Source organism: uncultured Psychrobacter sp. (genome assembly GCF_947488565.1).
Lineage (GTDB): Bacteria > Pseudomonadota > Gammaproteobacteria > Pseudomonadales > Moraxellaceae > Psychrobacter > Psychrobacter saeujeotis.
Genome location: NZ_CANKZC010000002.1, coordinates 563,361 through 589,362, shown reverse-complemented (window position 1 = coordinate 589,362; position 26,002 = coordinate 563,361). Strand labels below are relative to the sequence as shown.

The window sequence follows — 26,002 nt, the reverse complement described above, 5'->3', positions numbered from 1 at the left end:
AGATATAGCTTAGCATGCCTTTAGCAATATACTTCAATTTTAAAATATATTGCTATGCTCTCAATAAAAAAGCAGCACCCTAAAAGAGCACTACCATCATCTAAAAACCTATACTCTAAACCAAACCCTAACCCCGCACATTCACCACATAACGCCCAACCGTCTGACTCGCCATAAAGCGATCTAAATACTCAGGCGTCTGCTCTAACGTAATTTCCTCCGCATAACTCTCAAGATCAGGCAGCTTCATATCGGTTGAGACACGCTCCCAAATGGCCTTTTTATCGTCCAGTGGAATATAGACCGAATCGATACCAAGTAAGGATACTGCGCGGGTGATAAACGGCAATACTGTCATCGAAAATTCAGCACCGCCCGCTAAGCCACAACTAGTAACTGCGCCGCCCGCTTTGGTTTGCTTGAGCAAGTTTGCCAAATAGTCGCCGCCGATGGTATCAATGGCGTTGGCCCACAGCTCACGACCGACAGGTTTATCGCCAATCTCATTGATGGTGTCGCGATGACGGACTTCGCTTGCGCCAAGCGCTTTTAGATAGTCGCTTTGCTCAGACTTACCTGAGAAGGCGATGACGTCATAGCCAAGCTGCTTTAGGATGGCGATACTGATACTGCCCACACCACCCGTTGCACCCGTGACCGCGACGGGACCGTCTGCAGGTTTTGCACCCATTTTTTCAAGCTTTTGCACACTTAAGGCTGCGGTTAGACCGCCCGTACCATAAATCATGGCTTCTTTTAGCGATAAAGAGTCTGGACAGGCGACCGCCCAATCGGCAGGGATAGAGATCATTTGGCTTAAGCCGCCATCGGTATCCATACCCAAATCATAACCGAATACGACGACTTCTTGACCTTCTGAAAAGGTGCCAGACTTGTCACTCATCACCACACCTGCCGCATCAATACCAGGGGTATGCGGGTAGTTTCTAGTGATTCTTTTATTGCCCGATGCCGACATCGCATCTTTGAAATTCAATGATGAATAATGCACTTCGATCAATAAATCGTTCTCAGGCAAATCACTGACGTTGCGCTGTTGAATACTTTTTTTAAATTCACCGTCGTTCGTTTCTTCGACAACTAAGGCTTTAAAGGTTTTATTATCAGCGTTCGTTTGATTGGACATAATATTATTCCTTTTTTATTACTTTTGGATTAAATAGGTTTTAAACACATATATTAAGGCTTAATCAATATCTTACCTTTTTTGTCTGACTGTACTTTTTCAGAGACCGCTGTTTGAATATCATCTAAAGGATAAATGCCGCCTGTAGGGAGTTTTAATTGACCGCTTGCCGCGCGCTCAATCAGCTCACGGGTCAGGCGCTGCATATCATCGCTACTGATTTCTTGCATCATATCGCTTGCCCAAAAGCCTTTTACCTGCGCCAAATTAAAAATCAGATTGCTAGGGTTGAGTGTGAGCGGTTTGCCAGACATGGCACCTAAAGATGCTAGCACACCGTGTTTACCCAGTAGAGATACCAGCTCGCCACCAGACTTGCCGCCGACCGCATCGACTGCGCCGCTGATTTTATCGTCACCAACGATATTTTTGACTTGCTCTTTCCAGTCATCGTTATCGGTCACGACATTGTTATCAACGATACCTAAATCAATGAGTTCTTGTTCCGATTCTGTACTACGCACCAGATTAATCGTATTGATATTACGCTCGGGAGCGAGCATTGCCATGGATTCACCAACCGCGCCATTGGCAGCATTTTGAATGATCCATTGACCCGGCTTGATGTTTAAAAACTCAATGAGCAGCAGCGCACTCATTGGCATGGCGATAAGCTGAGCGGCCATTTCATCATCGATAGCGTCTGGTATAGGAATGATGCTTTGAGCTGGCGCGATAAAATACTCCGCCCACGTGCCTTGTACGCCTGATACGACGACGCGCTGACCTTTTTCAAAGCCTGTGACCGCGCTACCTAAAGCATCGATTTCCCCTACTGCTTCACTACCGCCCGTGGCAGGCAATTCAGGTTTATTACCGTACTCGCCTTTGATGGTAACCAAATCATGGTTATGGATAGAAGATAAGATGGTTTTGATACGGACTTGGTTATTATTAGGTTCTGGAGTAGGGCTTTCGGTTACACTAAGCACTTCTGAGGGTTTGCCAAATTCGTTGTAAGTTGCAGTGCGCATAGAAATATCCTTTTTATTATTTATAAGTTTGAGTACTTAAAGAGATATAAGCTTGATAACATAGTCAAATCACTTTAAAACCGATACAGTGCTGCTGGAATGGATTTTGCGAAGCCTCTGGAGTGCGAAGCACACAGCAAGCGAGGAAAATTTATACCAGTAGCACGTAGCTAATAATGTATTGATTTTATTTAGTACTGACTATAATTTGCTACTTATAGACGATAACAACTCAGACTAAGCGTTCTCAACTTGATTTTGGTTACCTAACGTTGTTACTTGCTTATCATTGTAAATTCGATGAATGGGTTACTATTGTTAAATAAAAATACAAAAGCATAAAAAAATGGCAGCATTCTAAGAAGAACACTGCCATCACTGATAGTTTTAGTAGTGACTAAAAACTAAGGCTTCAAAAGCACTTTACCTGTTTTTTCAGACTGCAATTTACCATCGACTGCTTTGATGATATCCGCCAGATCAAAAGTTGCTTCAACGGGCAGTTTTAACTTGCCATCAACGGCGCGCTCGATCAGCTCATCAACCAAACGCTGCTTATTTTCGACACTCATTTCTTGACTGATCTTACTGCCCCAAAAGCCTTTTAACGTTGCTTGCTTAAATATCATATCAGTAGGATTGAGCGCCATTGGCTTGCCTGACATTGCGCCAAAGACAGCAAACGTACCATAATGACCTAGCAATGACAGTAAATCACCACTGGCCTCACCGCCGACCGAGTCCACTGCGGCGCTGATGCTGTCATCGCCTATAATGTGACGGACTTGATCTTTCCAGTCGTCATCTGAGTTATTGATATTGTTTTTGATACCGAGGGCTTCTAACTCTTCTAACGCATCGCTACTACGTACGACGTTGATTGTATTCACCCCGCGCGCCGCAGCCAACATCGCAAGCGACTTACCAACCGCACCATTGGCAGCATTATGGATAACCCATTGCCCACTCTCTACTTCTAAGAACTCAAGCAACATCAAGGCACTGAGCGGCATAGCGATTAATTGTGCCGCCAACTCATCTTCTAAGCTGTCCGGTATAGGGAATATCATGCTGGCAGGCGCGGTAAAGTATTCAGCCCACGTCGCTTGGACGCTTGCTGCCGCAATACGCTGACCGACTTTTAGGTCTTTGACGTCACTACCGACAGCATCGATGATCCCTAAGGCTTCAGAACCACCGATCGCTGGCAGTTCAGGTTTAAAGCCGTATTTACCGCGAATGGTCAATAGGTCATGGTTATGAATAGAGGCGAGTATGGTTTTTACTCGCACCTCGGTAGCCTTTGGCTCTGGAATAGGGCTGTCGCCAAGGCTTAATACCTCAGTCGGTTTGCCAAAAGTCTCATAAGTTGCGCTACGCATAATAAATCCTTTATTTTTTTTGATTGGTGAAAAACTACCAGCCACAGTAGCAAGTCGCGCGTGTCTATCGCAACATCAGTTTGGTTAATGAACGTTGTCATCGACTTACAATCACAAGATAACGTCACTTCTATTAAGATTCAGACCAAACAGTCAAATAATCCCCTACTGAGCATTGTAGACTATTGAAAAATTTTGACTACAATTCATAACAGAAGAGCAGTCTTTTGATGAAAGGTCGGTTTTAAACGATAAAAGCGGTAAATTTTGTGCAAAAAGTCATAAATTGACAGGATTTTTCATCATTTTGATCTAATAGCATCATCGTCTTAAGAGACTTTTTCTACCTTATATCCTCTCCAAAGTCTTAAAAGCTGTTGACATTCATAACTTTTTTTATTATTAATGTTACCAATAGTTTTCTAATTTGTGTTATCAATAGGTAATAGTAACTGCTCATTTAGACCTAAAAGGGTTTGGTTGAAGCGTTGTAATTACAAGGTGAAAGGTCGGAATATGACCTTTAATGACATAAGTAAGAGATACTAAACTTAAATGGATTTACTAAAAGATTGGGCAAGCTGCTTGCCATCTGCCCGATAGGATATCATATGACTTTCAACCCTACCTCCCTGCGTACTACCGTCTTTTTACCCACTTCTCTTGTACTTGCTATGTTTATGACGGGCTGTAGCGACAATACTGCCAACACCAGCAATGCCGATGCTGCAGCTGACATCGACCCTAATGTCTTGGCTGAAACGCAAGAGCTGACCATCAATAACGGCACCGAGCCTGAGTCGCTAGATCCACATAAAGTATCGGGCGTACCCGAATCTAATATTGGTCGTCAAATATTTGAGGGCCTGACCAATACCGATGCTGATGGCAAAACTATCCCAGCAATGGCAACCAGTTGGGAGAGCGACGATAACAAGGTATGGACGTTTAAACTGCGTGATGCCAACTGGTCAAATGGTGATCCGGTTACCGCAGAGGATTTCGCTTATAGTATGCGTCGTTTGGTCGATCCAAATACAGCGTCCCCTTATTCAAGCTATTTGGTCGATGCCAAAGTAAAAGGCGCCGATCAAATCGTCGCGGGCGCTGCTGGTATTGAAACGCTAGGCGTAGAAGCCATCGACGATAAGACGCTACAAGTGACACTAACAGAACCAGTACCGTACTTCCCCGATATGCTGATTCATAACTCAGTCAAACCAGTACATCAAAAGACCATCGAAGAATTTGGCGATAAGTGGACAGACCCTACGAATATCGTAGTCAATGGTCCCTATACAGTCAGTAAATGGCAGATCAATGATGAGCTGGTGCTGTCGCGTAATTCTAAGTATTACGATGACGCCAATACTACGCTTGATACGATCACCATGTTACCGATTCCCTCTAGCGTGACTGATGTATCGCGCTATCAGGCAGGTGAGGTTGATGTAACCTATAACGAAATTCCAACCGAACAGTTTAACTCTTTGCAGGCAGATTATGGAAAAGAGCTGAGAGTATCGCCTTACCTTTGTACTTACTATTATGAATTTAATACCGTAAAACCGCCTTTTGATGATCCTAAAGTACGCCGCGCTTTGGCGCTAGCCTTAGATCGCGATACTATTGTTGATAAGGTAATCGGTCAAGGCCAAACGGCCGCTTATCAGCTGACGCCTACTGTGACCAATGGTGATGTGGCAAACACGCCAGAGTGGTCCAGTTGGGATCAAGATAAGCGTATCGCTGAGGCCAAAAAACTACTCAACGAAGCAGGGTATGATGAGAATAACCCGCTTAGCTTTGAGCTACTCTACAATACCAATGACAATCATAAAAAGGTCGCGGTTGCTGCCACGTCATTGTGGAAGCAAGCACTTGGGTTTGTCGATGTCAATTTAGTCAATAAAGAATGGAAAACCTACCTTGATACGCGCCGTAACGGTAATTATGAAATTGCGCGTGCTGGCTGGTGTGCGGATTACAATGAGCCTTCAGCCTTTTTAAATATCACAAAATCCGACAATAGCGGCAACTACGGTAAATACAATAGCCCCAAATTTGACAGTCTGATGGCGCAAACCCTAAAACCTGGGGTCACCGATGCGCAACGTGCAGATTTGTATCAGCAAGCAGAGGCTCAGTTGGATGACGATATGGGGCTGTTAAACATCTATCACTACGTTAGTCCGCGAATGGTTAAGCCTTATGTTATCGGATTTTCGGAGAATGATCCTTTGGGCAATTGGCAGGGCAAAAATATCTCTATTGCCAAACACTAGTCATTAAATCACCTTTATGAGTGAGCGCTATAAAAAAGATTTGTTCTGATTTATAGCGCTTGTCTGTTTGGACTTATAAATCTTGAAGGTCATTGTTTCAAGAAAAATTTTAGAGATAGGAACCTTTATACAAAGGTTCTATAAAGAGGTTCTATGCTAAAGCTCATCTTTCGGCGTATCTTAGAAGCCATTCCGACCATGTTCGTTTTGATTACCGTGTCCTTTTTTATGATGCGCCTAGCGCCTGGTAGTCCTTTTACAACAGAGCGCAACTTATCACCTGCGGTATTGGCAAATATTGAAGCCAAATATAATCTTAACGACCCAATGTGGCTACAATATGTCAACTACTTAAAGCAGTTGGCAGTAGGCGACTTTGGGCCGTCTTTTAAGTACAAAGACTATACGGTCAATGAGCTGTTATCCCAGTCTCTACCCGTCTCGTTAGAGCTTGGGTTTTATGCCTTTGTAGTAGCGGTGGTACTGGGTTTGGCACTTGGTATTATCGCTGCACTCAAACAAAACTCATGGCTTGATTACGTGCTCATGGCTTTTGCGATGACCGGCGTTGTGATTCCAAGCTTTGTCAAAGCGCCGCTACTCGTGCTTATCTTTGCCATCATTTTGCAGTGGTTACCGGCAGGCGGCTGGAACGATGGCGCAGTGCAAAACCTTATCCTGCCCGTGACTGCGTTAGCGCTGGCTTATGTGGCAAGTATCGCGCGGATCATGCGTGGCTCGATGATCGAGGTGATGAACAGCCAATATATACGCACCGCCAAATCTAAAGGGTTACCGATGCGTCAGATTGTGTTAAAGCATGCTTTGCGTCCAGCGTCGCTACCTGTTATTTCTTATCTAGGCCCTGCTTTTGTGGGTATTATCACAGGCTCTATTGTTATCGAAACCATCTTTGGTCTACCGGGTATCGGTCAGTTATTTGTCAATGGAGCGCTTAATCGCGATTATGGTGTGGTGCTGAGTCTGACCATTTTGGTTGGCGTATTGACCATTGCTTTTAACGCTATTGTCGATATTTTATACGCCGTTATTGATCCCAAAGTTCAGTATTGATTGTGATCAAAAACGAGCCGTTATCTAGAGCGCACTGCCGCTTAACACTTTAAATGACAGATTATTAAAAGGACGACTATGAGCCTTATCGCAGACCAACCTACTGGCATGGCTGATTTGCCTACCAAAGAGATTAAAGGCCGTAGCCTTTGGCAAGATGCGTGGCGACGCTTTTATCAAAACAAAGCCGCAGTGGCCAGCTTTTTTATTTTATTGCTGGTCGGTGCTTTTGTGATATTTGTACCGATGCTAGCGCCTTATGGATATGCTGAGACCGATTGGAGCTTTATGCAAGCAGCGCCATCGATTGAAAACCAGCATTATTTTGGTACCGACTCGCTCGGTCGCGACTTGCTCGTACGTACCGCAATGGGCGGACGAATATCTTTACTAGTCGGTATCGCAGGCGCAACGGTGGCGGTATTGGTTGGTACCGTGTATGGCGCAACATCGGGCTATCTTGGTGGTAAAGTCGATATGATCATGATGCGCTTTTTGGAGATTTTGAGCGCCTTTCCATTTATGTTCTTTGTGATTTTGCTAGTGACTATATTCGGTCGTAATCTTATTTTAATTTTCGTCGCTATAGGCTTGGTTTCTTGGCTTGATGTGGCGCGTATTGTGCGTGGTCAGACGCTGAGCCTTAAAAGTAAAGAGTTTATCGAAGCGGCGCACGTCGGCGGGGTGTCAGGGTTTAATATTATCCTGCGTCATATCGTGCCAAATGTGCTCGGCGTGGTGGTGGTTTATGCCTCATTGTTAGTACCAACGATGATTTTATTTGAGTCGTTCTTAAGTTTCTTAGGACTGGGTGTACAAGAGCCGATGACCAGTTGGGGCGCGCTGCTACAAGAAGGCTCGCAGACCATGCAGGTAGCACCATGGCAGATTTTGATTCCGTCTGCATTTTTGGTCATTACTCTATTTTGCTTTAACTTTATCGGCGATGGTCTGCGTGATGCGTTTGATCCCAAAGATCGCTAGGAGGTCGACACTATGACAACTCAAGATATCAATACCGCCGCTCAAAACCATGCGAAAAGTGTTACTAAAAACGGTGCTAAAAACAGTCCCCCTCAAAAAATAGATTCAACTATGCTTGATGACAGTAGGGACGTGCCTGTAGATAGCCGCTCTGAGAAAAACAGCTTACTGACCGTCAAAGATTTGTCCGTACAGTTTACGACAGAAGATGGTCTGGTGACTGCGGTAAATGGTCTAAATTTTAACCTGAATGAAGGCGAGACTTTAGGCATCGTTGGTGAATCCGGCTCTGGTAAATCGCAAACCGCCTTTGCTATTATGGGGCTGTTGGCCAAAAATGGCCGCACTCAGGGTTCGGTACGATTTGAAGGTCAGGAGCTGCTAGGACTACCGCAAAAGGCATTGAATAAAATCCGCGCTGAGCAAGTTGCGATGATCTTTCAAGATCCAATGACCTCCCTAAATCCTTATATGAAAATAGGCGATCAGCTCGCTGAGGTTTTAATTTTACATAAAGGTATGAGTAAAAAGGCCGCTTGGGCAGAATCGATAAAAATGCTCGACGCGGTCAAAATACCCGAGGCCAAAAAACGTATCGGTATGTATCCACATGAGTTCTCAGGTGGCATGCGTCAGCGTGTGATGATCGCTATGGCGCTCCTATGTCGCCCTAAACTCTTGATTGCTGATGAGCCAACGACAGCGCTTGATGTCACTGTACAAGCGCAGATTATGGTGCTACTCAACGAGCTTAAGCGCGACTTTGGTACGACCATTGTGATGATTACTCATGATTTGGGCGTGGTCGCCGGCATCTGCGATCGGGTATTGGTCATGTATGCAGGGCGCACCATGGCGTATGGCGAGACCGAAGAGATATTCTATACGCCGACGCATCCGTATACGATTGGGCTGCTCAAAGCCATTCCGCGTCTTAACGACAAAGGTGGTAAGCTTGCGACCATTCCAGGCAGTCCGCCAAACTTGCTAAACTTGCCGACTGGCTGTCCGTTTCATGAGCGTTGTCCGCACGCGATGGATATCTGTCGCGATGTGCCGCCGCCGCTTGAGTTCTTACCGCATGAGCGCCAGCGCGCCTGTTATTGGCAGCCTGAGATGCAGGTGGATACGTCAGCGAAGAGCAATAACAATCTATTGAATTTGGAGGGTTAGGCATGACCACAGCGAATGTAGAGACCATTAACACGACCAGTCAAGCGCCTGATCCAACGCTGAACCAAACCCCGCTATTACAAGTGCAAGATGTGCGCACAAGCTTTGCTATCAAGCGCAAAGGCTCGTACTTTTGGCAAAAGCCCGATACCTTAAAAGCAGTGGATGGCGTATCGTTTGAGCTGTTTGCTGGCGAGACCTTAGGCGTGGTTGGGGAGTCAGGCTGCGGTAAATCCACACTTGCTCGAACGATCATCGGACTGGTACGTGCCAATTCGGGTAGCATTAAATTTAATGATGCTGAGATCGTGGGCGCCTCCAAAAAGACCATGAGAATAAAGCGTAAAGACATTCAGATGATCTTCCAAGACCCGCTGGCTTCTTTAAATCCGCGTATGACCGTTGGCGATATCATCGCTGAGCCATTACGTACTTATTATCCAAAGATGAAAAAGGCGGAAGTGCAGGACGAAGTACGCGCCATTATGAAAAAGGTGGGCCTACTCTCCAATCAAATCAACCGCTATCCGCACGAGTTCTCAGGTGGTCAGTGTCAGCGTATTGGTATCGCGCGTGCATTGATATTAAAGCCCAAAATCATCATCTGCGATGAACCTGTCTCCGCCCTTGATGTCTCTATTCAAGCGCAGGTGATTAACTTATTGCAAGATATTCAAGAAGAGATGGGGCTGGCGCTGATTTTTATTGCTCATGATCTGTCGGTGGTCAAACACATTGCCGATCGGGTACTGGTGATGTATTTGGGTCATGCGGTTGAGCTTGGGGTGGACAAAGCAGTCTACGGCAATCCAACCCATCCTTATACTCAAGCGCTGATGTCAGCGGTGCCATTACCTGACCCTATCGCTGAGCGTAACAAAACCATTCAGTTGTTAGAAGGTGACTTGCCCAGTCCTATTCATCCGCCATCTGGCTGTGTATTTCGCACCCGTTGTCCGCTCGCTGACGCAGAATGTGCGCAGATCGAGCCAGTATTGGAAGGAACGATCAATCATAGGGTAGCTTGTTTAAAAAATAAGGTTGAGACTACTCAATAAAATTCAATCCGGCTAAGTATATGTTCCTGTACCAGATACGCGCAAACATAAGCACTTGGCCAAGCGAATATAAACGCCAGCCCCCACGACCCCAGTAGATCAGCGAAGAAGTGATCACTATAGCCTGTTTTGACCAGTATCAACGCAGTCGAGATAATGAGCGACATCATCAGTGCCATAAGACCTGTAAAGATAAGCCGATAGTATTTGCGGCGAGTACGTATTCTAAGGGTGGGAAGAGCCATGATAATTTTAGTCCTTAATTTTTCATCATTTAATGAAAACTTTTGATGATACACCAGCGCAATTTTGGCTTAATAAATACGTTACATCGGTAATCACAATTACCTGATTAACCTTACAATCATGAACGCTGAGCAACCGCTCTTTTATCCTCAGCTTGCTCCCATGATGTCGTCGGTGTCACATCACGGCACGCCGAACAAGTGCCCGCATGGGCGCGATAACCCTCGGTTGTTTGTGCCGCCTCTTCTTCAGGTAACAGCTTACCTTTACGCCAGCCGCCATACAGATACAATCCTGCTCCCATAAGCGCGGTCGCTACCATTCCCGCTGGAAACGACAGCCAAAGCGCGTCACTACCAAGGGTTGAATAAAATCCAAACGCGAAACCAAGCCGCACAGGATACATTGAAATCACCATCACAATCAGTGGCCAGATTACATAGCCATTGGCACGCATGGTACCAAAAAATACCTGCGCTATGCCAAAAAACACAAAGCCCCATGTCGCCATCAGCTGAATATGACGCCCAATCGGTACCGCTGGACTATCACTACCGAGGAAAAGGCTTAAGACAGCTTCATCAAATATCGTCAGCGCTACGATAACAGCGCCTGTCAACACCACATTAAAGACAAGCCCCCAGTGAGTGATTTTTGCCACTCTATTCCATTGTCCTGCCCCGATGTTTTGTGCCACCATGGCACTTGCCGCTGCACTGAGCGCCATTGCAGGCATCTGTACATAGGTCCAAAGCTGCTGCGTGGCACTATAAGCGGCTGTCGTCTGCACTCCCTCGCGGTTGATCAAAGAGAGCATCGTCAGTGCCGCTGACGAGATGACGATCATCTGAAGACCCATCGGCAGCCCTTTTGAAAACATTGATTTTAGAATTTCTCTATCTGCACGCAAAAACCGCAGCTCAGGCTTGCTAAGCGCCAGCACAGAACCACGAAAATACATAGTGGTAAGAATGCCAATCAGTGCCAATGTATTGGCAACAGCGGTAGCAAATGCTGAACCAAAGATACCCCATTCAGGGAAGGGTCCAAGGCCCAAAATAAGCGTAGGGGTCAACACCAAATCAATAGCGACCGACATCGATATGAACCAAAGCGGCGTCGTAGAATCACCCGTACCACGTAACGCCATCATGATCAGCGTAAAGGTTAGGGTAACCGGCATAGCAATGAATATCATGCGCAGATAACTCAGAGCCAGATCCACAGCACTCGGCGGCGTCCCTAATAAATCGAGCAGCAGTGGCGCAAATATCCATCCTACAGCCGCGACCAACACACTTATTGGAATAATACTACCAAGCGCTGTACCCATGGTGCGTTTGACCACATCCTCATTGCGCTGCCCCATGGCTTGACCGATTAAGATCGTCGACGCCATACCAAAGCCAAACACAAAGGATATCAGGATAAACATCAAGATATTGCCGTTTGCCGTCGCCGCCAGCGCTTCTTCACCTAAAAACCGTCCTACCCAAATAGCATTGATTGAGCCATTTAAGGATTGTAACGCCGATGAGCCAAGGGTAGGCAAGGCAAACAGGAGCATTGTTTTGGCAATCGACCCTTGGGTAAGGTCACGTTGTTTACTGGAAGATATGTCTGTATTACTCAATGTTTATCCTTTGGCGCTATCTGGGGCTGACTAAACGAAACGCTTATCATAGATGAGAAAGCTTATGCCGTCTTTATTAGAGCTGTAAACCCTCGGCATGCTTTATGGTCATTTGGCTGTCATTTTTTATGAGATGGTCATACAGTTTACAGAGGAAGGTAAAAGTCAGTTATATGCCGATGAGCGAAGCGGTAAAAGAAACAGCAGACGATTATAAGGCGTTTAGGAAAAGGTTGAAGAAATAATTATTTGAGTTAAAAGGTTTGTTTAAAACTAAAAAAGAAACATCAGCTGGTCTGGTGTTTCTTTTTTTGGCTATAGCAATCACATCTCTTTTACCAGTCGCTCAAGCAGCTCAAGCGTGCGCTCTTGTCTGACCAAAGCGACTCCTTGTCCTGCCCATAAAGACTGATATTCTGCATCAAGGTTCTTTTTCGCATGCGCACGCAAGTCTTTGGTCATGGCATTTAATTGCGGGTAAGGCGGTAGCTCACGCGCGTTTTCAAAGTGCGCAAAATCACGTAAATAATCATTTAACAAACCGCGTGCCTGCTTACCTGAAAACAGTCTTGTTAAGCGTGTCTCGCTACTGCGCTTATCTTGACTGGCATCGAGTAGCGCCTGTTTATAAATATCATTAATACCGCACTTATCTGTGGTCAAAAATGCCGTGCCGATTTGCGCCAGCTCAGCCCCTGCTGTTTGCACCGCCTTAATAGCTTGCCCAGTCATAATACCGCCAGCCGCGATTAACGGAATATCGGTACAAGCCCGCGTTTGACTAATTAGCGTCAATAATCCCATTGGATCGCTTGCGCTTTGTGGCAACCAACCTCCGCGATGTCCACCAGCTTCTACCCCTTGCACGCATACTGCGTCGGCACCAATCTCTGCCCATGCTTTGGCCTCGTTAGGATGATTGGCAGTACCGATGACGCGTGTGCCTAGACTTTGCAAGCGCTGCACTTGCTCAGCGCTGATAATACCAAAGGTAAAGCTCGCGACAGGGACGGGATTGTCATAGAGCACTTGTAGCTGATCTACAAAGTTTAACGCTGGGCGTGTAGGTAACGCTACTTCTATGTTTTGCTGTTGATAGTATTGATTCAGCCAAGCAGGGATTTCGCTATCTAACGTACTAGAGTCATGTTCCGATAACACCATCAGATTAATCATAAAAGGGCGATCGGTGAGCGATTTAATAGTGTTAATTTGCTTATTTAAAACATCTGGCGCCGTCGTGCCAGACCCCAATGATCCCAATCCACCAAAGTTACTAACCGTCGCTGCCAGCTCAGGTGTCGTTGCACCTGCCATCGGCGCTTGCACGATAGGGTAGGTTAAATTAAGGGTATTCATTAAGGTCATGATGGGCTTCCTTTTTATTTATTAGGTGTTTTACATGACTTACTTTAACAAAGCTGGACGGCTTGCATGTTAGATAATGTGTATTTAGTTGTTCAATAAAAGAAGTATGTTTTGACTACAATATTGTAGTTAAGATATTTGACTATGGATTTGTAGTTAAGTGATACGTAAAAACCTGTGATTATAAATTGGTTTGTTCAAGCGTTTATAATGTAATATACGACTAACGACTTCTAGTAACAACCTATCCGATGAGCTATCAAATGAATTCAATATTGAAAGAATATGACAAAAAGAGAGAGATACTAGAGGATCTGGATAAATCTCTCAAGACGCTTATAAATTCTTTGCTTAAACAAAAAGGTATTAAAGCTCATCAAATACAAACCAGAGTTAAGGATAGGGATAGTTTAGAAAAGAAAATTTTAGCAAAACAGAAATATAAGTCTTTAGACGATATTACAGATGTAGTCGGCGTCCGTATAATCACATACTTTGAAGATGAGGTAAATAAAGTAGCTAAAGTAGTGGAAGAAGAGTTTGATATAGATCAGGAGAACTCAGTCGATAAGCGTGAGATAGATACTGATAGATTTGGATATAGAAGTTTACATTATGTAGCTAGTTTGAAAAAAAATAGAACTATCCTTTCAGAGTACTCAGATTTTGAAACTTTCAAATTTGAGTTTCAAATCAGAAGTATTTTACAACACTCATGGGCAGAGATTGAACATGACTTAGGTTATAAAGGTGCTTCTGAAATTCCATCTTCAGCGAAGAGGACTTTTTATAGAGTTGCCGCACTTCTAGAACAAGCCGATATTGAGTTCGTAAAGTTAAATTCTACTATAATGGAGTTTGAATATAGTATGCGTGAAAAAATTAAAACTAAACCGGATAAAGTTAAAATCGATAAAGCTTCGCTCTTATCTTTTATGACTACAAACGAAAGCTTAACTAGAATTGAAGATGAAATAGGTAGTAGTAACTGCAGTGTATCAATAGTGGAAAATAATACTCAAAGCCTCATTAGTGATTCATTGATCGATAGGATAAAAGCTTTAGGCATAGAAAACATAAAAGATCTTGAAGACACGTATCTACGTTATGAAAAAAGATTTGTACCAGATACACAAATAGATTTTGAAAGCACTATTAGTACTACTTTTGAAAAAGGTACTTCAGTTCTTTGGCTGTTAATTTTTTTAGAGAACATGTACAACAATAATCAGCCTTGGTCATTTAATGAATAGCTGTAGGGTGTACTAAAAGCTTAGCTAACTTTGTGATTATTATTCCAGTCATAGTATTTATTATCTACTTCTTTGGATTAAAAAAGATAATAGTAAGATAAACAAAGGGTGCGCTAGGCGCACCCTACTTAAAATTTTAAACTATTCAAAAAAATGAAACTATTAAATAGTTTAAAAAACCTCAAGATAAAAATAGGCTAGTCCACAAAACCATCAAAAAGATGACTAAGAAAACTGACCCATTTTTATAAACTAATTACTTAGCTTAAACGCTTAATTCAACTGCAAAGATCCCTTCGCATTCATTAGCAGCTCAACCACATCATCACCACTAATTTTCGTAAAGCGTTTATCAATGGCAGATTCTTCTACACCATTATGTTCCATGCATGCACCGCAGACCAATACGTTACCACCTTTTTCTATAAAGTTTTCTAGCAAATCCTTAGCAGGGTCAAACGGTGCGCCGATATCGACGTTATCCAAAGCATTAGGCAATGCTAGGTGTACCGCGTCTACCATCAATATAACTGATGCAGAGTGACCTTTTTTAAGCGCAACACCTGCCATCGTAAAAGCTAAAGTAATTTTGCCTGGATTTGATTCACTATTATCAAATAGCGTGCCAACGTAATCCGTATTATTAACCATTTTATTTTCCTTATGAGACTGTATTTACTTAGATACTATTTAATTAGATGACATTTAATTAAATAGTATTCAACTGAATATACTACTCACTAATATCCTAACATTTATTATATTTATTTATATAATGTAATGTTATGGAATGGTAGTCTTAAGGTTAATTAGTGGTAAAAAATGATTAAAAGTACGTTTTCAGTTAGCCCAACCTAAAGGTGGCCACGGACGGTCATCATCACTCTCAATCCATTCGGCTACGTAGCCTGTCGGCGGCATATCCCAATCAGATTTGCCCATCGCATCCAGCACTTTTTGAGTCTCAATCACGCGCCCTTTGCTAGTGACGCCTGTCCGTAGTAGGGCAGATGAGCAAGGCTTGCCTTTCATCCACATTGATTATTCTACGTATATCCAGCGCTCATCAATAGCAGCGACGTGCGTCTTAATTGTAACTTTATTAAAGGCGCGAATACGTTTGCGATATTGTACGGTACTGCATGCCACAACTCCTAACCGTCATCAGACGTATGAGGTCTTCTATTTTAAAGTGACCGTTATTATAAGTTAAGGCATGGTCGCCAATAAATTGCCGTTTGCAATCGTTATATTTGTAGTTTTGCTTACCATAACTTTTTACGCCGTACATCGAAAAATTGAACTGTGACAGTCGGGGCAGTTGATTTCTATTTGTGTATTCATAACCTCAAATATATCATCTTGCTTTGGCTGTCACTCTCTTTTATTTCCTCAGAATACTTTCTGACACACTACCAAAAAACCCAGTCACTTGTCTTTTAACTAGCCTTTTTAAAGCGGCTCACCTTATAGGCGGTTGGGTCGATAGTATGCGGCTCGTCAAAATAGTACTCCGCTATCATGCGCGCACTCACCACCGATTGTGTGAGCCCCAAATGATGATGACCAAAGTTCAAAAACACGCGCCCGATTCTATCAATGACGGGCAATGAGTCTACCGTCGTTGGTCGAAAGCCCATCCACGGCACACTACCCTCAGTATCTAAAGGCTCTTTTAGCATCGGCTGTGCATGCTGTAGCAGCTTGTGCGCGCGCTGCATATTGGGCGGCGCGTCAAGTCCTGCATACTCTACCGTACCTGCAAGGCGCAGACCTTTTTCCATGGGCGTCATGATAAAGTGCCGATCAAGGCTTGATACCGACATGTTTAAGCGTTTGCCCTCCTTTGGAATCATTAAATGATAACCGCGTTCAGTATCTAGCGGCACTTTTATGCCCGTCAGCTGACGGGCCAGCGCTTTTGAGTAGGCGCCTGCTGAGAGCACTATGTTTTTGGCCACCATATCGCCTTGCTCGGTTTTGAGGTGAATACCCTCTTCGCCTGGCACGGCTTCAAACACACGGCAGTGCTCAATGATATGACCGCCAAGCTCCCTAAAGCTGTCAACCAGACTAGAGTAGATACCTTGCAAGTTGGTAAAGTGCCCCGTTTTAGAAAAATATAGCGCATCAAGGTTATCGTTTTTTAAAGCAGGTTCGTATTCGCTGATCTCATCTTTGGTTAGGGGGTGATTGGGCACACCAACCTCATTCAAGCGCTTGCCATAATCCGTCAAGATACTCAGTTTGGTCGGCTGCTCAATCGTCAATAGTGAGCCGCTGGTATGCACCCACTGCTTGAGATGAAATTGCGTGGCAAAGTCTTGCCATGCCGCAAGGCTGCTGCTGTTTAAGTTCAATATGGACTTATGAATTCGGTCAAACGGTTCAGCACGCATATTGAGTAATAGCTGAAATGCCCACGGCATCAGGCGCGGCAGATAGCGCCAATCTAGTCGCAGCGGGCCTGTGGGATCAAGCAGCATCGCTGGTATATGGCGCAGCATGCTGGCATCCGCCACAGGAAAGACCTGTTCAGTCGCTAAGTGCCCCGCGTTTCCTATTGATGTGCCCTTGCATATCTCATCGGCCTCCAGCAAGACTACTTTTACCCCGCGCGCCTGTAAGGTCACCGCTGTCGTCAAACCGATGACGCCACCACCAATAATATGTATGTCAAAATTTTGATTATTCATAATTACTCTCATCTGGCTGGTATCAATAGCAGCAATACCTCTTAGTACTTATTAAACAGTACTTATTAAAAAAACGTATCCGCTATTAGTATTTATAAAAAGTAGCTTGACCCATAAAAACGCAGTACCGAGCTACGCCGCAATAAGATTTTTAAAATGTACGCGGTTACGCCCATCAGCCCGCCTACTCTCAATTTTGATAATGACTAAAAAAGGACATCAAACATCATATCCTTCTTATTTTTGGATTGACGCTGCCGCCAGCTTATTCAGCGGCAATAACAGTGACTTCTACTAATAAATCAGGGCTTGATAAAGCCGACTCACCGCAAGCCCGAATGGGCGGCACTGTGCCCTCAAACCACTTATCCCAAACCTCATTCATGGCGGCAAAATCCGACATGCTTTTCACCCAGACCGTGGCCGATAGCATTTTTGATTTATCGCTACCAACCTCGTTTAGCAAGGCTTCAACTCTCTGCAGGCAAGTCAAGGTTTGCGCTGCGATATCATCCTCAGGGTTGCCCACTTGGCCACATAAATAAATGGTCTTATTATGAATGGCGATTTTGCTCATGCGCTGATTACTGTGTAGTTTTTGCATAACATTTATCCTTATGTTATTAGTGATTATGTTAACGATTTACTTTTATCAACAGGTTATGGTGTAAAAAAACGCTGCGCTATATGCTGCTAAAACAAATTATCTTGAGTAACGATGCTTGGGTAACGATGCTTAGGTAACGACGGCATTGCTTTTACTATTAGGTACCAACACGCTAACGACCACGTAAGTGATGGCTGATGCAGCTGACCCTATCAGCGGCCCCTCTACCCAGCCAACAATCCCTGACGTCAACAGATAACTACTACAAACAGCACCGACGATAATAGAGGCAATAGCAGCCATCGCTGAGCCTTTATAAAAAATAGTCACCAACAGTACGCCAGATAAGGCCGCCATTAAAGTACCACTAGAGAATATACCTAAAAAACTCAGCATGGCTTCAGGTAAGAAGAAGGTAGAAATAAAAGCGATAGCCGCCATGATAGCGACCCACAATCTATTTAGCCTTAATAGCTCAGCGTCAGTGCGAGGTTTATTATCAAATATGGCCAAACGCAAATCATGTGAGGCCGCCGTTGATAAGGTGTGCATAATGGAGTTTGCTGTAGACTTCATGGCAAATAGAATAAACAAAGTGATGACACTACCCACCACACTTGGAATAGCATTGGCCAAATACCAAGGCATTGCGTTATCAGGATTGGCAAGACCTGGGTTTTTGATACGCACATATAAGCCAACGATAGGCACCAAACTCAAAATACACCCTAGAATGGCCGTATAAAATCCTGTTTTGGCAATGCTAATATTAGATTTCATCGCCAAAAAACGCACTGACATATAAGGTAATGCGGTACTAAAGATAAGCGCATAGACGAATACTAGAAAGACAGAGGCTTTGGCATCCCCATAAGGGTTAGAGGTTTTTGGATTAATGAGATTTGGATCTATCGCATTTAGCTGAGTGATCATATCTGCTAATGGAATGTCGGTGAATACCTGAAACACAATGTAAATAGCAGCGGTTGTCATCCCAATCACCATAAAAGTGTCGGTCCAAGCAACAGCCAGCAGACCGCCTGCCATGGTATAAATAGTAATGATTACCAATAAAAGCGCAGAAGCAAACAGCGGTGAAATACCAAGCCAGCTACTACCCAACATGCCAAGTGCTCTTACCTGTGCCGTTAAAAATACGGTCAAAAATATAATCATGCCCACAGACGTGATAATACGTAAAGTGCGAGCAGATACTGAATCCCGATCATCACAGTGCAAATTAACGATAAATTCAGGAATGGTACTACTACCCATCTTCACAGCTCTATTGCGCAGATAGACTGCAAAGAATAGTACGGCGACTACCATGGCGGGGGCAAAAAAGAAATTTCCCAAAAGCTCAATCGTTCCGTATTGGTAGGCGGCACCAGGTGAGCCCATAAAGCCCCAACCACTAAATCCAGTCGCCACGACAGTACCCGCCATGACAAAAGGCCCTAATGAGCGACCAGCGACTAAAAAGCCACTTTCGTCATCCGCTGACATGACTTTTGCCGCTTTACTAGCCAATAAAATGAGAAGCGCAATTGCTGCTAACAATATCATCCAATTGATAAACATGTCGATCCCTCGTAATGTTTACTGCATTATTTGTTATGACGCTCTACGAAGAAATAACTTGCTGCCAGTAATAGCGTCAGTACATTGATGGTTAAAAACCAAAACAACGTCCAGCTGTTAAGAAACAGGTCCATAATGTTATTTCCTTAATAAGTAAAAAGTGAAAATAATGGTATCGTATGAGGCGAATAATCTATATTGGCGGGCTTGGAATAAAGAGCTTATACTAAAGCCATTCAATATTAGTAAGTCCACTCAATATAGACAGTATTTGTTAAAAGCGCCTATACATTAACGACCGATAATATTGTGCTCAGGTCCGTACTTAAAGCCTGTGATATTCTCAGCACCCGTCTCATTGATGACTAAAATATCATGCTCTCGATAACCGCCAGCACCCGGCATACCCTCCGGAATCATAATCATCGGTTCCATCGAGACGACCATACCCGGCTCAAGCACGGTTTCGATGTCTTCACGTAGCTCAAGTCCCGCCTCGCGGCCATAGTAGTGGCTCAGGACACCAAAAGAGTGACCATAACCAAAGCTGCGTTTTTCTAATAAGTCATATTTTGCATAAATTTTATTGAGTTCATGGGCGATATCACAGCAGCGTGCGCCTGGTTTGATAAGCTCAAGCCCTGCCTCATGTACTTCACAATTTATCTGCCAGTAGCGTAGGGAGTCGGCATCACATGTCTCCAAGAACAAAGTACGCTCAAGCGCAGTATAGTAGCCTGCTATCATCGAAAAACAGTTCAGGCTCAATATATCGCCCGATTGGACCCGGCGATTGGTCACAGGATTATGCGCGCCATCCGTATTAATACCTGACTGGAACCATGTCCAGGTGTCCATCAGCTCAACGTGACCAAACTGCTCACCAATAGCGCGAACCATCGCTTGGGTAGACGCCAATGCAACCTCGTATTCAGGCACGCCATCATAAACCGCTTGCACCAAGGCTGCGCCGCCAATATCACACACCTGCGCGCCTTTTTTGATGAGCGCGATCTCCTCAGCGGACTTGATCATTCTCATGGTCATGCATGCGGCGCTGATATCGACAAACTCTACATTGGGTAAGCTTGCTTTAAGCTTGGCAAAGCTATCTAATGGCAGATGATCAAACTCAAGACCGACACGGCCGTTATTGGGGATTTGCTTGGCAATGGCTTTAAAATAGTTATCACGCTGCCAGTCTGTATAAACAATATTGTTGTCACCGACAGTACGACGCCAAGGCTGTCCACCATCGATATTGGCTGAGATGGATACGACTTCTTGTGCAGAAATGACCAGTCCATAAGGTCGCCCAAACGAGCAATATATAAAGTCAGAGTAGTAATTGATGTTATGCATCGAAGTAAAGAGTACCGCTGCAATATTTTGGCTATCTAAATATTCACGCAGTTTCTCATGACGATTGGCGTATTCTTGATGGCTAAAAGTTGGCGTCACTTTTTGACCATTTTTAATTTCGATTAGACTTGGAAGATGCAAATTATTCAATGAGTTATCTGATGCGCCATCGAAAGATAATGTACTAGTAAGATCTTTGAGTGTTGACATGGGACGTCTCCAGAGTAGGTAGTCATTAATTAAGAATTAACTAAGAACACCTTCGATACTAGAGGTAAAAATAATAAGATAGTTTTTCATAAGCGACATTTTATGTTTATAATCGGACATATGGATAAATAACTCAACATTAGCCAGAAGTTGAAGTGCGCTCTGAAGGCGATAAAAAATGACTCAGATCACAAAAAAGATGACAGACAAGCCTCGGCGTATTGGGTTTTTACTGATCAATGGCTTTTCTATGTTAGCGTTCAGCAATATCATTGAGCCACTTCGAATGGCAAATTATGTGAGCGAGCAACTTTTATACTCGTGGGTGGTCGCAGGGCTTGATGACGATAAAACCAGTAGCAGTAACGATATTAAGATAAGTCATACTGCAGGGCTTGACTACTTATTAACCTGCGACTTGGTATTTGTATGCGGAGGACATCAAACAGACTATTTAAAATCTAGAAAACTTATTACCTTAATTCGACGATTGGCAGTACGCAATATTGCCCTTGGCGGCTTGTGTACAGGGGCGCTAGCATTGGCTGCTGCAGGCTTACTGGAACAACAAACAGCCTCCCTGCATTGGGAGAACATAAGCGTGGCCCAAGAAAGCTATCCGGGCGTTATTTTTAATGACCAGATATTTACGATAGCACCGCAGCTATACTCTTGTTCGGGCGGGGTTTGCGCATTGGATATGACCTTACATATCATCAACACGCATCATGGTCATCACATCGTCTCCAAGATACAAGATATGTTTATTATCACCTCTATACGTGAGCCGACTTACGTACAGCATATGCCCAAGCCAAAAATACTGAGTAGTAGCTATACCAATGTGACAAATGCTATTGCCTTGATGAAAACCAATCTTGAAGAGCCTTTGAGCGTTAAGGATATTGCCCATCATCTGGGATTATCAAGTAGACAATTACAGCGCATATTTAATAAAAGTTTTAGTTGTTCACCGCAGCAGTATTACGTGCAATTGCGGCTTGAACACGCCAAATATATTCTTAAACATACTTCTTTGCCTATTAGCCAAATCGTACTAGCAAGCGGCTTTATCGATAACAGTGCATTCTCTAGCACCTTCAAAAAATACTATGGCATGACACCAAACCATTACCGGCAAGAGAATCAGCTGATATAGCCCATTTTGTCTTACTAATGTTAAGCTTCCAACAGGAAAACATATAGGTTTTAATGTTTGATAAGCTTAGAGTTTAGGTTAACTCTCAACCCTTGGCGGCCACGGACGGTCATCATCACTCTCAATCCATTCGGCTACGTATCCAGTTGGTGGCATATCCCAATCAGATTTACTCATCGCATCCAGCACTTCTTGAGTCTCAATCACGCGCCCTTTGCTAGTGACGCCTGTTCGTAGTAGGGCAGACGAGCAGGGCTTGCCTTTCACCCACATTGATTGTTCCACGTAGATCCAGCGCTCATCAATAGCAGCGACGTGCGTCTTAATCGTGACTTTATCAAAAGCGCGAATGCGTTTGCGATATTGTACGGTGCTACCAGCTACAACTAGCCCCCAACGTTTATGTAGTAATTGTTTACCAAGGCCAGTACGAATGGCAAAGTCAGTACGTCCCAAATCGAACAACGTCAGCACGCGACCATTATTCATCTCTAAAAAATTATCAATGTCTGTCAAACTACAACGAATCTCAATCTCGCTGGTATCTGCTAAGTCTAATTGATCGCCTTTTTTGTTAGCGATGACAGCCTTAGTGATAGATTTAGCATAACGAAAAAATGGATACATGACAGACTCTCAATAATTTAAGGCTTAGGGTTATGGTTTATTAGATGGTCATTCATTGGATGAAGCGTTTTCAGATGAAACATTATTAAGTGAAATATCATTAGACGGAATGCCAATCGAGTGAAAAAAGGCACTAACGGTTTCAGGTATCCAATTGATATCGAATTTTGAGGTTTTGGTTTTTTTACCATTGTTTTTCGATTGCTTAGAGCTGGATTTCACCTTGTCGGCCTGTTTGCTAGCTGAGCGATAACGCAGGTAACCAATATGGCCACCATGGTCGGTATCAAGGATAGTGACGCTATCAGAGACATCACCCTGAGTGGCGGTAAAGCCAATAAAGGGGTCATCTTTGGCACTAATCAGCAGTAGCGGATGGGTGACATTTATTAAGTAGGGTAGCGCCGATGAGGAGTGGTAATAGTCGTTTTTGGAGCGATAGCCATGACGCGGCGCGGTAAAGATATTATCAAAATCACTGATACGATTGACCGACTTGATAGAGGCAATTTCCTCTTCACTTATGTCATTTGATAAGGCTTTTTTGATAATTGGATTGAGCAAATACGGCGTATAGATACGGTGACTCAAGAAGCTATGCATGCTTAGCGCAGCTGATGACATATCGACAGGCGCGGAGATGACCACGGCACCCTCGCATAGCGCTTCATCACCATATTCACCCATGTATTTTGCCAGCGCATTACCACCTAGCGAGACGCCTACCGCATAGATATGGGCATACTGCTCACGTAAATTTTGCAGCATGTGATGCACCTCTTCAGTGTCACCGGCATTATAAAATACGCGCCCGTTAGCCGGAATACCGCCGCAGCTGCGAAAGTGTGCCACTACAAAGTGCCAGCCATCGCGATGCATTTGATACGCCAATGCCCGCGCATAATGGCTATCGCTACTGCCTTCCATGCCGTGAAATAGCACGACTAAAGGTGTTTGCTCAAGCGTACCGTCGTTCGCTGCCTCTATTGAATGTGCATCGTAAAAGTCGTAAGCAATGTCTGTCTCACATAATGAGTCTTGCTTGACTGCCCGCCGATACTTTGGTACCTCTGGCGCAAAAAACTTGGGCAAGATACTTTGCAGATGTGGATTGGTCAGCCAAAACGGTGGCTTAAAGGGAGCAGGAGCAAATGGCTTTGCGGTGTTTGAAGGCTTTGCGGTCTTTGAAGGTTTTGAAGTTTGCATAGGACAGTCTTATATAAGTTGTTATCAAAAACAGTGACTTATCATACCGACTGACAGGGTTAAAACCAATGACTTTCAGTGAACGGATGGTTACTTGAAGATGACTATTAAAATGGTATCAACTGGCCTAATATTTATGACATGGTCAAAGTCTGAATAAGATTATCTGAGTAAGATTAACAGGAAGAGGATTGCTGCAAAGAGAAGTTCTTCATGCAGACGCAGCGGTGTTAAAAAACTGTAGCGCTGTTTCTGGCACCCAATTGGTATCTAATCCTTTGTCTTTCCAACGTACAAAGCCAATGTGGCCACCATGCACCGGCTCGTACAATATCACGCTGTTTGAGACATCACCTGCTGTAGCGTTAATACCTAAAAAAGGGTCGTCTTTAGCCGTGATAATCAAGGTCGGTTTGCTAATTTTATGCAGGTGCGGCATCGCTGAAGCTTGACGATAGTAATCATAAGGCGATCGGTAACCCAAGCGCGGCGCAGTAAAGGCCTCATCAAACTCCTGAATGCGCTCACTGGCAGTAATTTTATTGAGCTCTGTAACATCTAACCGCTGACTCAAAACCTTGGTCAGCATGGGGTTTAGTAAATAGGGGGTATAGAGCCTGCGACCTATCAGATTTTCCATTGCCGTGGTTGCTGATGCCAAATCAAGGGGCGCCGATACCACTGCTGCGGCTGCACAAATGGCATCATCAGCATAATCTGCCATATAACGTGCCAATAAGTTGCCCCCTAGCGAGACGCCCAAAGCATAAATAGTTTCGTAGCGCTCGGCCAGTACTCCCAGCGTATGATGGGTCTCTTCGCTATCACCAGCATGATAGACCACCTCATTAGACATTGGCACGCCGCCGCAGCCACGAAAATGTCCTACCACAAAGTGCCAGCCTTGCTGCTCGACATAAGTGGCTAACGTTCGAGCATAATGGCTGGCACTACTGCCCTCCATCCCATGAAATAAGACTACTAATGGCGTTTTATAGCGTTGATTGTGCTGCGGTTGTGGCTCACTGTTATCGATGAAATCATAAGCTACCTCGCTGATTTGATGAGAGTCTAGTATTAGCTCGCGACGATAGGCAGGATTATGTTTGACAAGGACAGTAGGCAGGATGGTTTGTAAGTGGGCATTGCTGAGCCAAAAAGGCGGCTCAAAGGGCTCAAAGTTAAAAGTATTACCATTGATAATAGGCGGGGTTTTCAATTCTGCTAGGTTAAGTACTGACATGGCAACTCTCTTGGTTTGACTGATTATTTTGTTGCTGTTTATTCTTAAAAGTAGCGGTAATTACTCATTCTCTAGCACCCGCCCATCTATTGCCAGACGCTCTTTTAGACGCTCAATATCTTGTTCAGCAATAGTCACGGTTAATGTAACCTGCTTGCTATAATTTACGTCATCAATACTACCGTTTAGGCTTTCTACTATATAACGACATTGCGCTTCAGTCGCGAACTCCGCTAGTATCTGTACTTGCGCCATTGGTACGTAAGGGCGCAGTATCATCTCATCCACTGCCGCTTGCGCAGAGCCTGCATAAGCACGAGTCAGGCCGCCAGCACCCAGTTTAATACCACCAAAATAACGCACCACAATAATAATGACGTTACCAATAGACTTGTGTTGTAGGACGTTTAGAATTGGCCGACCTGCTGTACCATTGGGCTCGCCATCGTCATCAAAGCCTGCGCTCGTTGTATTATCAGGGTCACCGATGATATAAGCCCAGCACCAATGCCGCGCATCAGGATATTGTTCGCGCAGCTGTTCCACGTGAAACATGGCTTGTTCACGCGTGGTGACCGGATAGGCATAAGTAATGAATTCAGATTTCTTGATTTCAAGACGAGCAGTGACGACTTTTTGCAGGGTGTGATAACTCATATAATTAATCCAATCTG

Annotated in this window: 23 protein-coding genes and 1 pseudogene; 7 read left to right on the top strand and 17 right to left on the bottom strand. The window is 44.2% G+C overall.

Annotation, left to right across the window (positions count from 1 at the left end; translation table 11 throughout):
* Positions 1-127 precede the first annotated feature (127 nt).
* From Q0890_RS06790 to Q0890_RS06780, 3 genes are all read right to left on the bottom strand, one after another.
* Positions 128-1,147, bottom strand: coding sequence for a YhdH/YhfP family quinone oxidoreductase (locus Q0890_RS06790; protein WP_299218839.1), 1,020 nt, complete (start codon positions 1,145-1,147; stop codon positions 128-130).
* A 53-nt stretch (positions 1,148-1,200) separates the two neighbouring features.
* Positions 1,201-2,181 carry a zinc-binding dehydrogenase gene (locus tag Q0890_RS06785; protein WP_299218837.1) on the bottom strand — a complete coding sequence of 327 codons (981 nt, stop codon included), beginning with the start codon at positions 2,179-2,181 and terminating at the stop codon, positions 1,201-1,203.
* A gap of 404 nt (positions 2,182-2,585) precedes the next feature.
* Positions 2,586-3,563, bottom strand: a complete 978-nt coding sequence (locus Q0890_RS06780) for a zinc-binding dehydrogenase (RefSeq protein WP_299218836.1) — start codon at positions 3,561-3,563, stop codon at positions 2,586-2,588.
* Between the two features lie 611 nt (positions 3,564-4,174).
* Here Q0890_RS06780 and Q0890_RS06775 point away from each other — a divergent pair.
* The 5 genes from Q0890_RS06775 to oppF all read left to right on the top strand — a co-directional run bounded on the left by Q0890_RS06775 (position 4,175) and on the right by oppF (position 10,137).
* Positions 4,175-5,848: an ABC transporter substrate-binding protein gene (locus tag Q0890_RS06775; RefSeq protein WP_299218835.1), complete on the top strand. Its 1,674-nt coding sequence runs from the start codon at positions 4,175-4,177 to the stop codon at positions 5,846-5,848.
* Positions 5,849-6,001: 153 nt separating this feature from the next.
* The gene (gene oppB, locus Q0890_RS06770) at positions 6,002-6,922 is read left to right on the top strand and encodes an oligopeptide ABC transporter permease OppB (protein WP_299185808.1); all 921 of its coding nucleotides are present in this window, start codon (positions 6,002-6,004) and stop codon (positions 6,920-6,922) included.
* Positions 6,923-7,000: 78 nt separating this feature from the next.
* Positions 7,001-7,906 (top strand): oligopeptide ABC transporter permease OppC, encoded by a 906-nt coding sequence (gene oppC, locus Q0890_RS06765; RefSeq protein WP_299185809.1) that lies wholly within the window; start codon positions 7,001-7,003, stop codon positions 7,904-7,906.
* A gap of 12 nt (positions 7,907-7,918) precedes the next feature.
* Positions 7,919-9,079 (top strand): oligopeptide ABC transporter ATP-binding protein OppD, encoded by a 1,161-nt coding sequence (gene oppD / locus Q0890_RS06760; protein ID WP_299218833.1) that lies wholly within the window; start codon positions 7,919-7,921, stop codon positions 9,077-9,079.
* 59 nt (positions 9,080-9,138) lie between these two features.
* Positions 9,139-10,137 carry a murein tripeptide/oligopeptide ABC transporter ATP binding protein OppF gene (oppF, locus tag Q0890_RS06755; protein WP_345832358.1) on the top strand — a complete coding sequence of 333 codons (999 nt, stop codon included), beginning with the start codon at positions 9,139-9,141 and terminating at the stop codon, positions 10,135-10,137.
* On the opposite strand, the gene Q0890_RS06750 is transcribed toward oppF, so the two are convergent.
* The 3 genes from Q0890_RS06750 to Q0890_RS06740 form a co-directional block, all read right to left on the bottom strand.
* A complete protein-coding gene (locus Q0890_RS06750) occupies positions 10,131-10,382 on the bottom strand; it encodes a DUF2798 domain-containing protein (protein ID WP_299218831.1) in 252 nt (83 codons plus the stop codon). The two genes, oppF and Q0890_RS06750, sit on opposite strands and share 7 nt — an antisense overlap.
* A gap of 119 nt (positions 10,383-10,501) precedes the next feature.
* Positions 10,502-12,016: an MATE family efflux transporter gene (locus tag Q0890_RS06745; RefSeq protein WP_299218829.1), complete on the bottom strand. Its 1,515-nt coding sequence runs from the start codon at positions 12,014-12,016 to the stop codon at positions 10,502-10,504.
* 324 nt (positions 12,017-12,340) lie between these two features.
* Positions 12,341-13,384 carry a nitronate monooxygenase family protein gene (locus Q0890_RS06740; RefSeq protein WP_299218828.1) on the bottom strand — a complete coding sequence of 348 codons (1,044 nt, stop codon included), beginning with the start codon at positions 13,382-13,384 and terminating at the stop codon, positions 12,341-12,343.
* A 263-nt stretch (positions 13,385-13,647) separates the two neighbouring features.
* On the opposite strand from Q0890_RS06740, the gene Q0890_RS06735 reads away from it, so the two are divergent.
* The gene (locus Q0890_RS06735) at positions 13,648-14,637 is read left to right on the top strand and encodes a (p)ppGpp synthetase (RefSeq protein ID WP_299218827.1); all 990 of its coding nucleotides are present in this window, start codon (positions 13,648-13,650) and stop codon (positions 14,635-14,637) included.
* A gap of 273 nt (positions 14,638-14,910) precedes the next feature.
* Here the strand turns inward: Q0890_RS06735 and Q0890_RS06730 are convergent, their stop codons facing one another.
* The 7 genes and pseudogenes from Q0890_RS06730 to Q0890_RS06700 all read right to left on the bottom strand — a co-directional run bounded on the left by Q0890_RS06730 (position 14,911) and on the right by Q0890_RS06700 (position 21,093).
* Positions 14,911-15,288, bottom strand: coding sequence for a DsrE family protein (locus tag Q0890_RS06730; protein ID WP_299218825.1), 378 nt, complete (start codon positions 15,286-15,288; stop codon positions 14,911-14,913).
* A gap of 189 nt (positions 15,289-15,477) precedes the next feature.
* Entirely contained in the window at positions 15,478-15,669 is a 192-nt protein-coding gene (locus tag Q0890_RS06725; protein WP_299218824.1) for a hypothetical protein, read from the bottom strand.
* A 172-nt stretch (positions 15,670-15,841) separates the two neighbouring features.
* Positions 15,842-15,928: pseudogene (locus tag Q0890_RS06720) on the bottom strand (IS1 family transposase); the annotation flags it as partial.
* A 148-nt stretch (positions 15,929-16,076) separates the two neighbouring features.
* Positions 16,077-17,333: an FAD-binding oxidoreductase gene (locus Q0890_RS06715; RefSeq protein WP_299218822.1), complete on the bottom strand. Its 1,257-nt coding sequence runs from the start codon at positions 17,331-17,333 to the stop codon at positions 16,077-16,079.
* A 265-nt stretch (positions 17,334-17,598) separates the two neighbouring features.
* Positions 17,599-17,937: a RidA family protein gene (locus Q0890_RS06710; RefSeq protein WP_299218821.1), complete on the bottom strand. Its 339-nt coding sequence runs from the start codon at positions 17,935-17,937 to the stop codon at positions 17,599-17,601.
* Between the two features lie 132 nt (positions 17,938-18,069).
* Positions 18,070-19,521, bottom strand: coding sequence for a sodium:solute symporter (locus tag Q0890_RS06705; protein ID WP_299218820.1), 1,452 nt, complete (start codon positions 19,519-19,521; stop codon positions 18,070-18,072).
* Positions 19,522-19,812: 291 nt separating this feature from the next.
* The gene (locus Q0890_RS06700) at positions 19,813-21,093 is read right to left on the bottom strand and encodes a M24 family metallopeptidase (protein WP_299218818.1); all 1,281 of its coding nucleotides are present in this window, start codon (positions 21,091-21,093) and stop codon (positions 19,813-19,815) included.
* A gap of 178 nt (positions 21,094-21,271) precedes the next feature.
* On the opposite strand from Q0890_RS06700, the gene Q0890_RS06695 reads away from it, so the two are divergent.
* The gene (locus Q0890_RS06695; protein WP_299218817.1) at positions 21,272-22,252 is read left to right on the top strand and encodes a GlxA family transcriptional regulator; all 981 of its coding nucleotides are present in this window, start codon (positions 21,272-21,274) and stop codon (positions 22,250-22,252) included.
* A gap of 78 nt (positions 22,253-22,330) precedes the next feature.
* On the opposite strand, the gene Q0890_RS06690 is transcribed toward Q0890_RS06695, so the two are convergent.
* The 4 genes from Q0890_RS06690 to Q0890_RS06675 form a co-directional block, all read right to left on the bottom strand.
* Positions 22,331-22,879 (bottom strand): acyl-CoA thioesterase, encoded by a 549-nt coding sequence (locus Q0890_RS06690; RefSeq protein ID WP_299218816.1) that lies wholly within the window; start codon positions 22,877-22,879, stop codon positions 22,331-22,333.
* Positions 22,880-22,927: 48 nt separating this feature from the next.
* Complete coding sequence (locus Q0890_RS06685) at positions 22,928-24,085, bottom strand: alpha/beta fold hydrolase (protein WP_299218814.1); 1,158 nt, start codon at positions 24,083-24,085, stop codon at positions 22,928-22,930.
* A gap of 211 nt (positions 24,086-24,296) precedes the next feature.
* Complete coding sequence (locus tag Q0890_RS06680; protein WP_299218813.1) at positions 24,297-25,328, bottom strand: alpha/beta fold hydrolase; 1,032 nt, start codon at positions 25,326-25,328, stop codon at positions 24,297-24,299.
* A gap of 60 nt (positions 25,329-25,388) precedes the next feature.
* Positions 25,389-25,985 carry a YigZ family protein gene (locus tag Q0890_RS06675; RefSeq protein ID WP_299218811.1) on the bottom strand — a complete coding sequence of 199 codons (597 nt, stop codon included), beginning with the start codon at positions 25,983-25,985 and terminating at the stop codon, positions 25,389-25,391.
* Positions 25,986-26,002 lie beyond the last annotated feature (17 nt).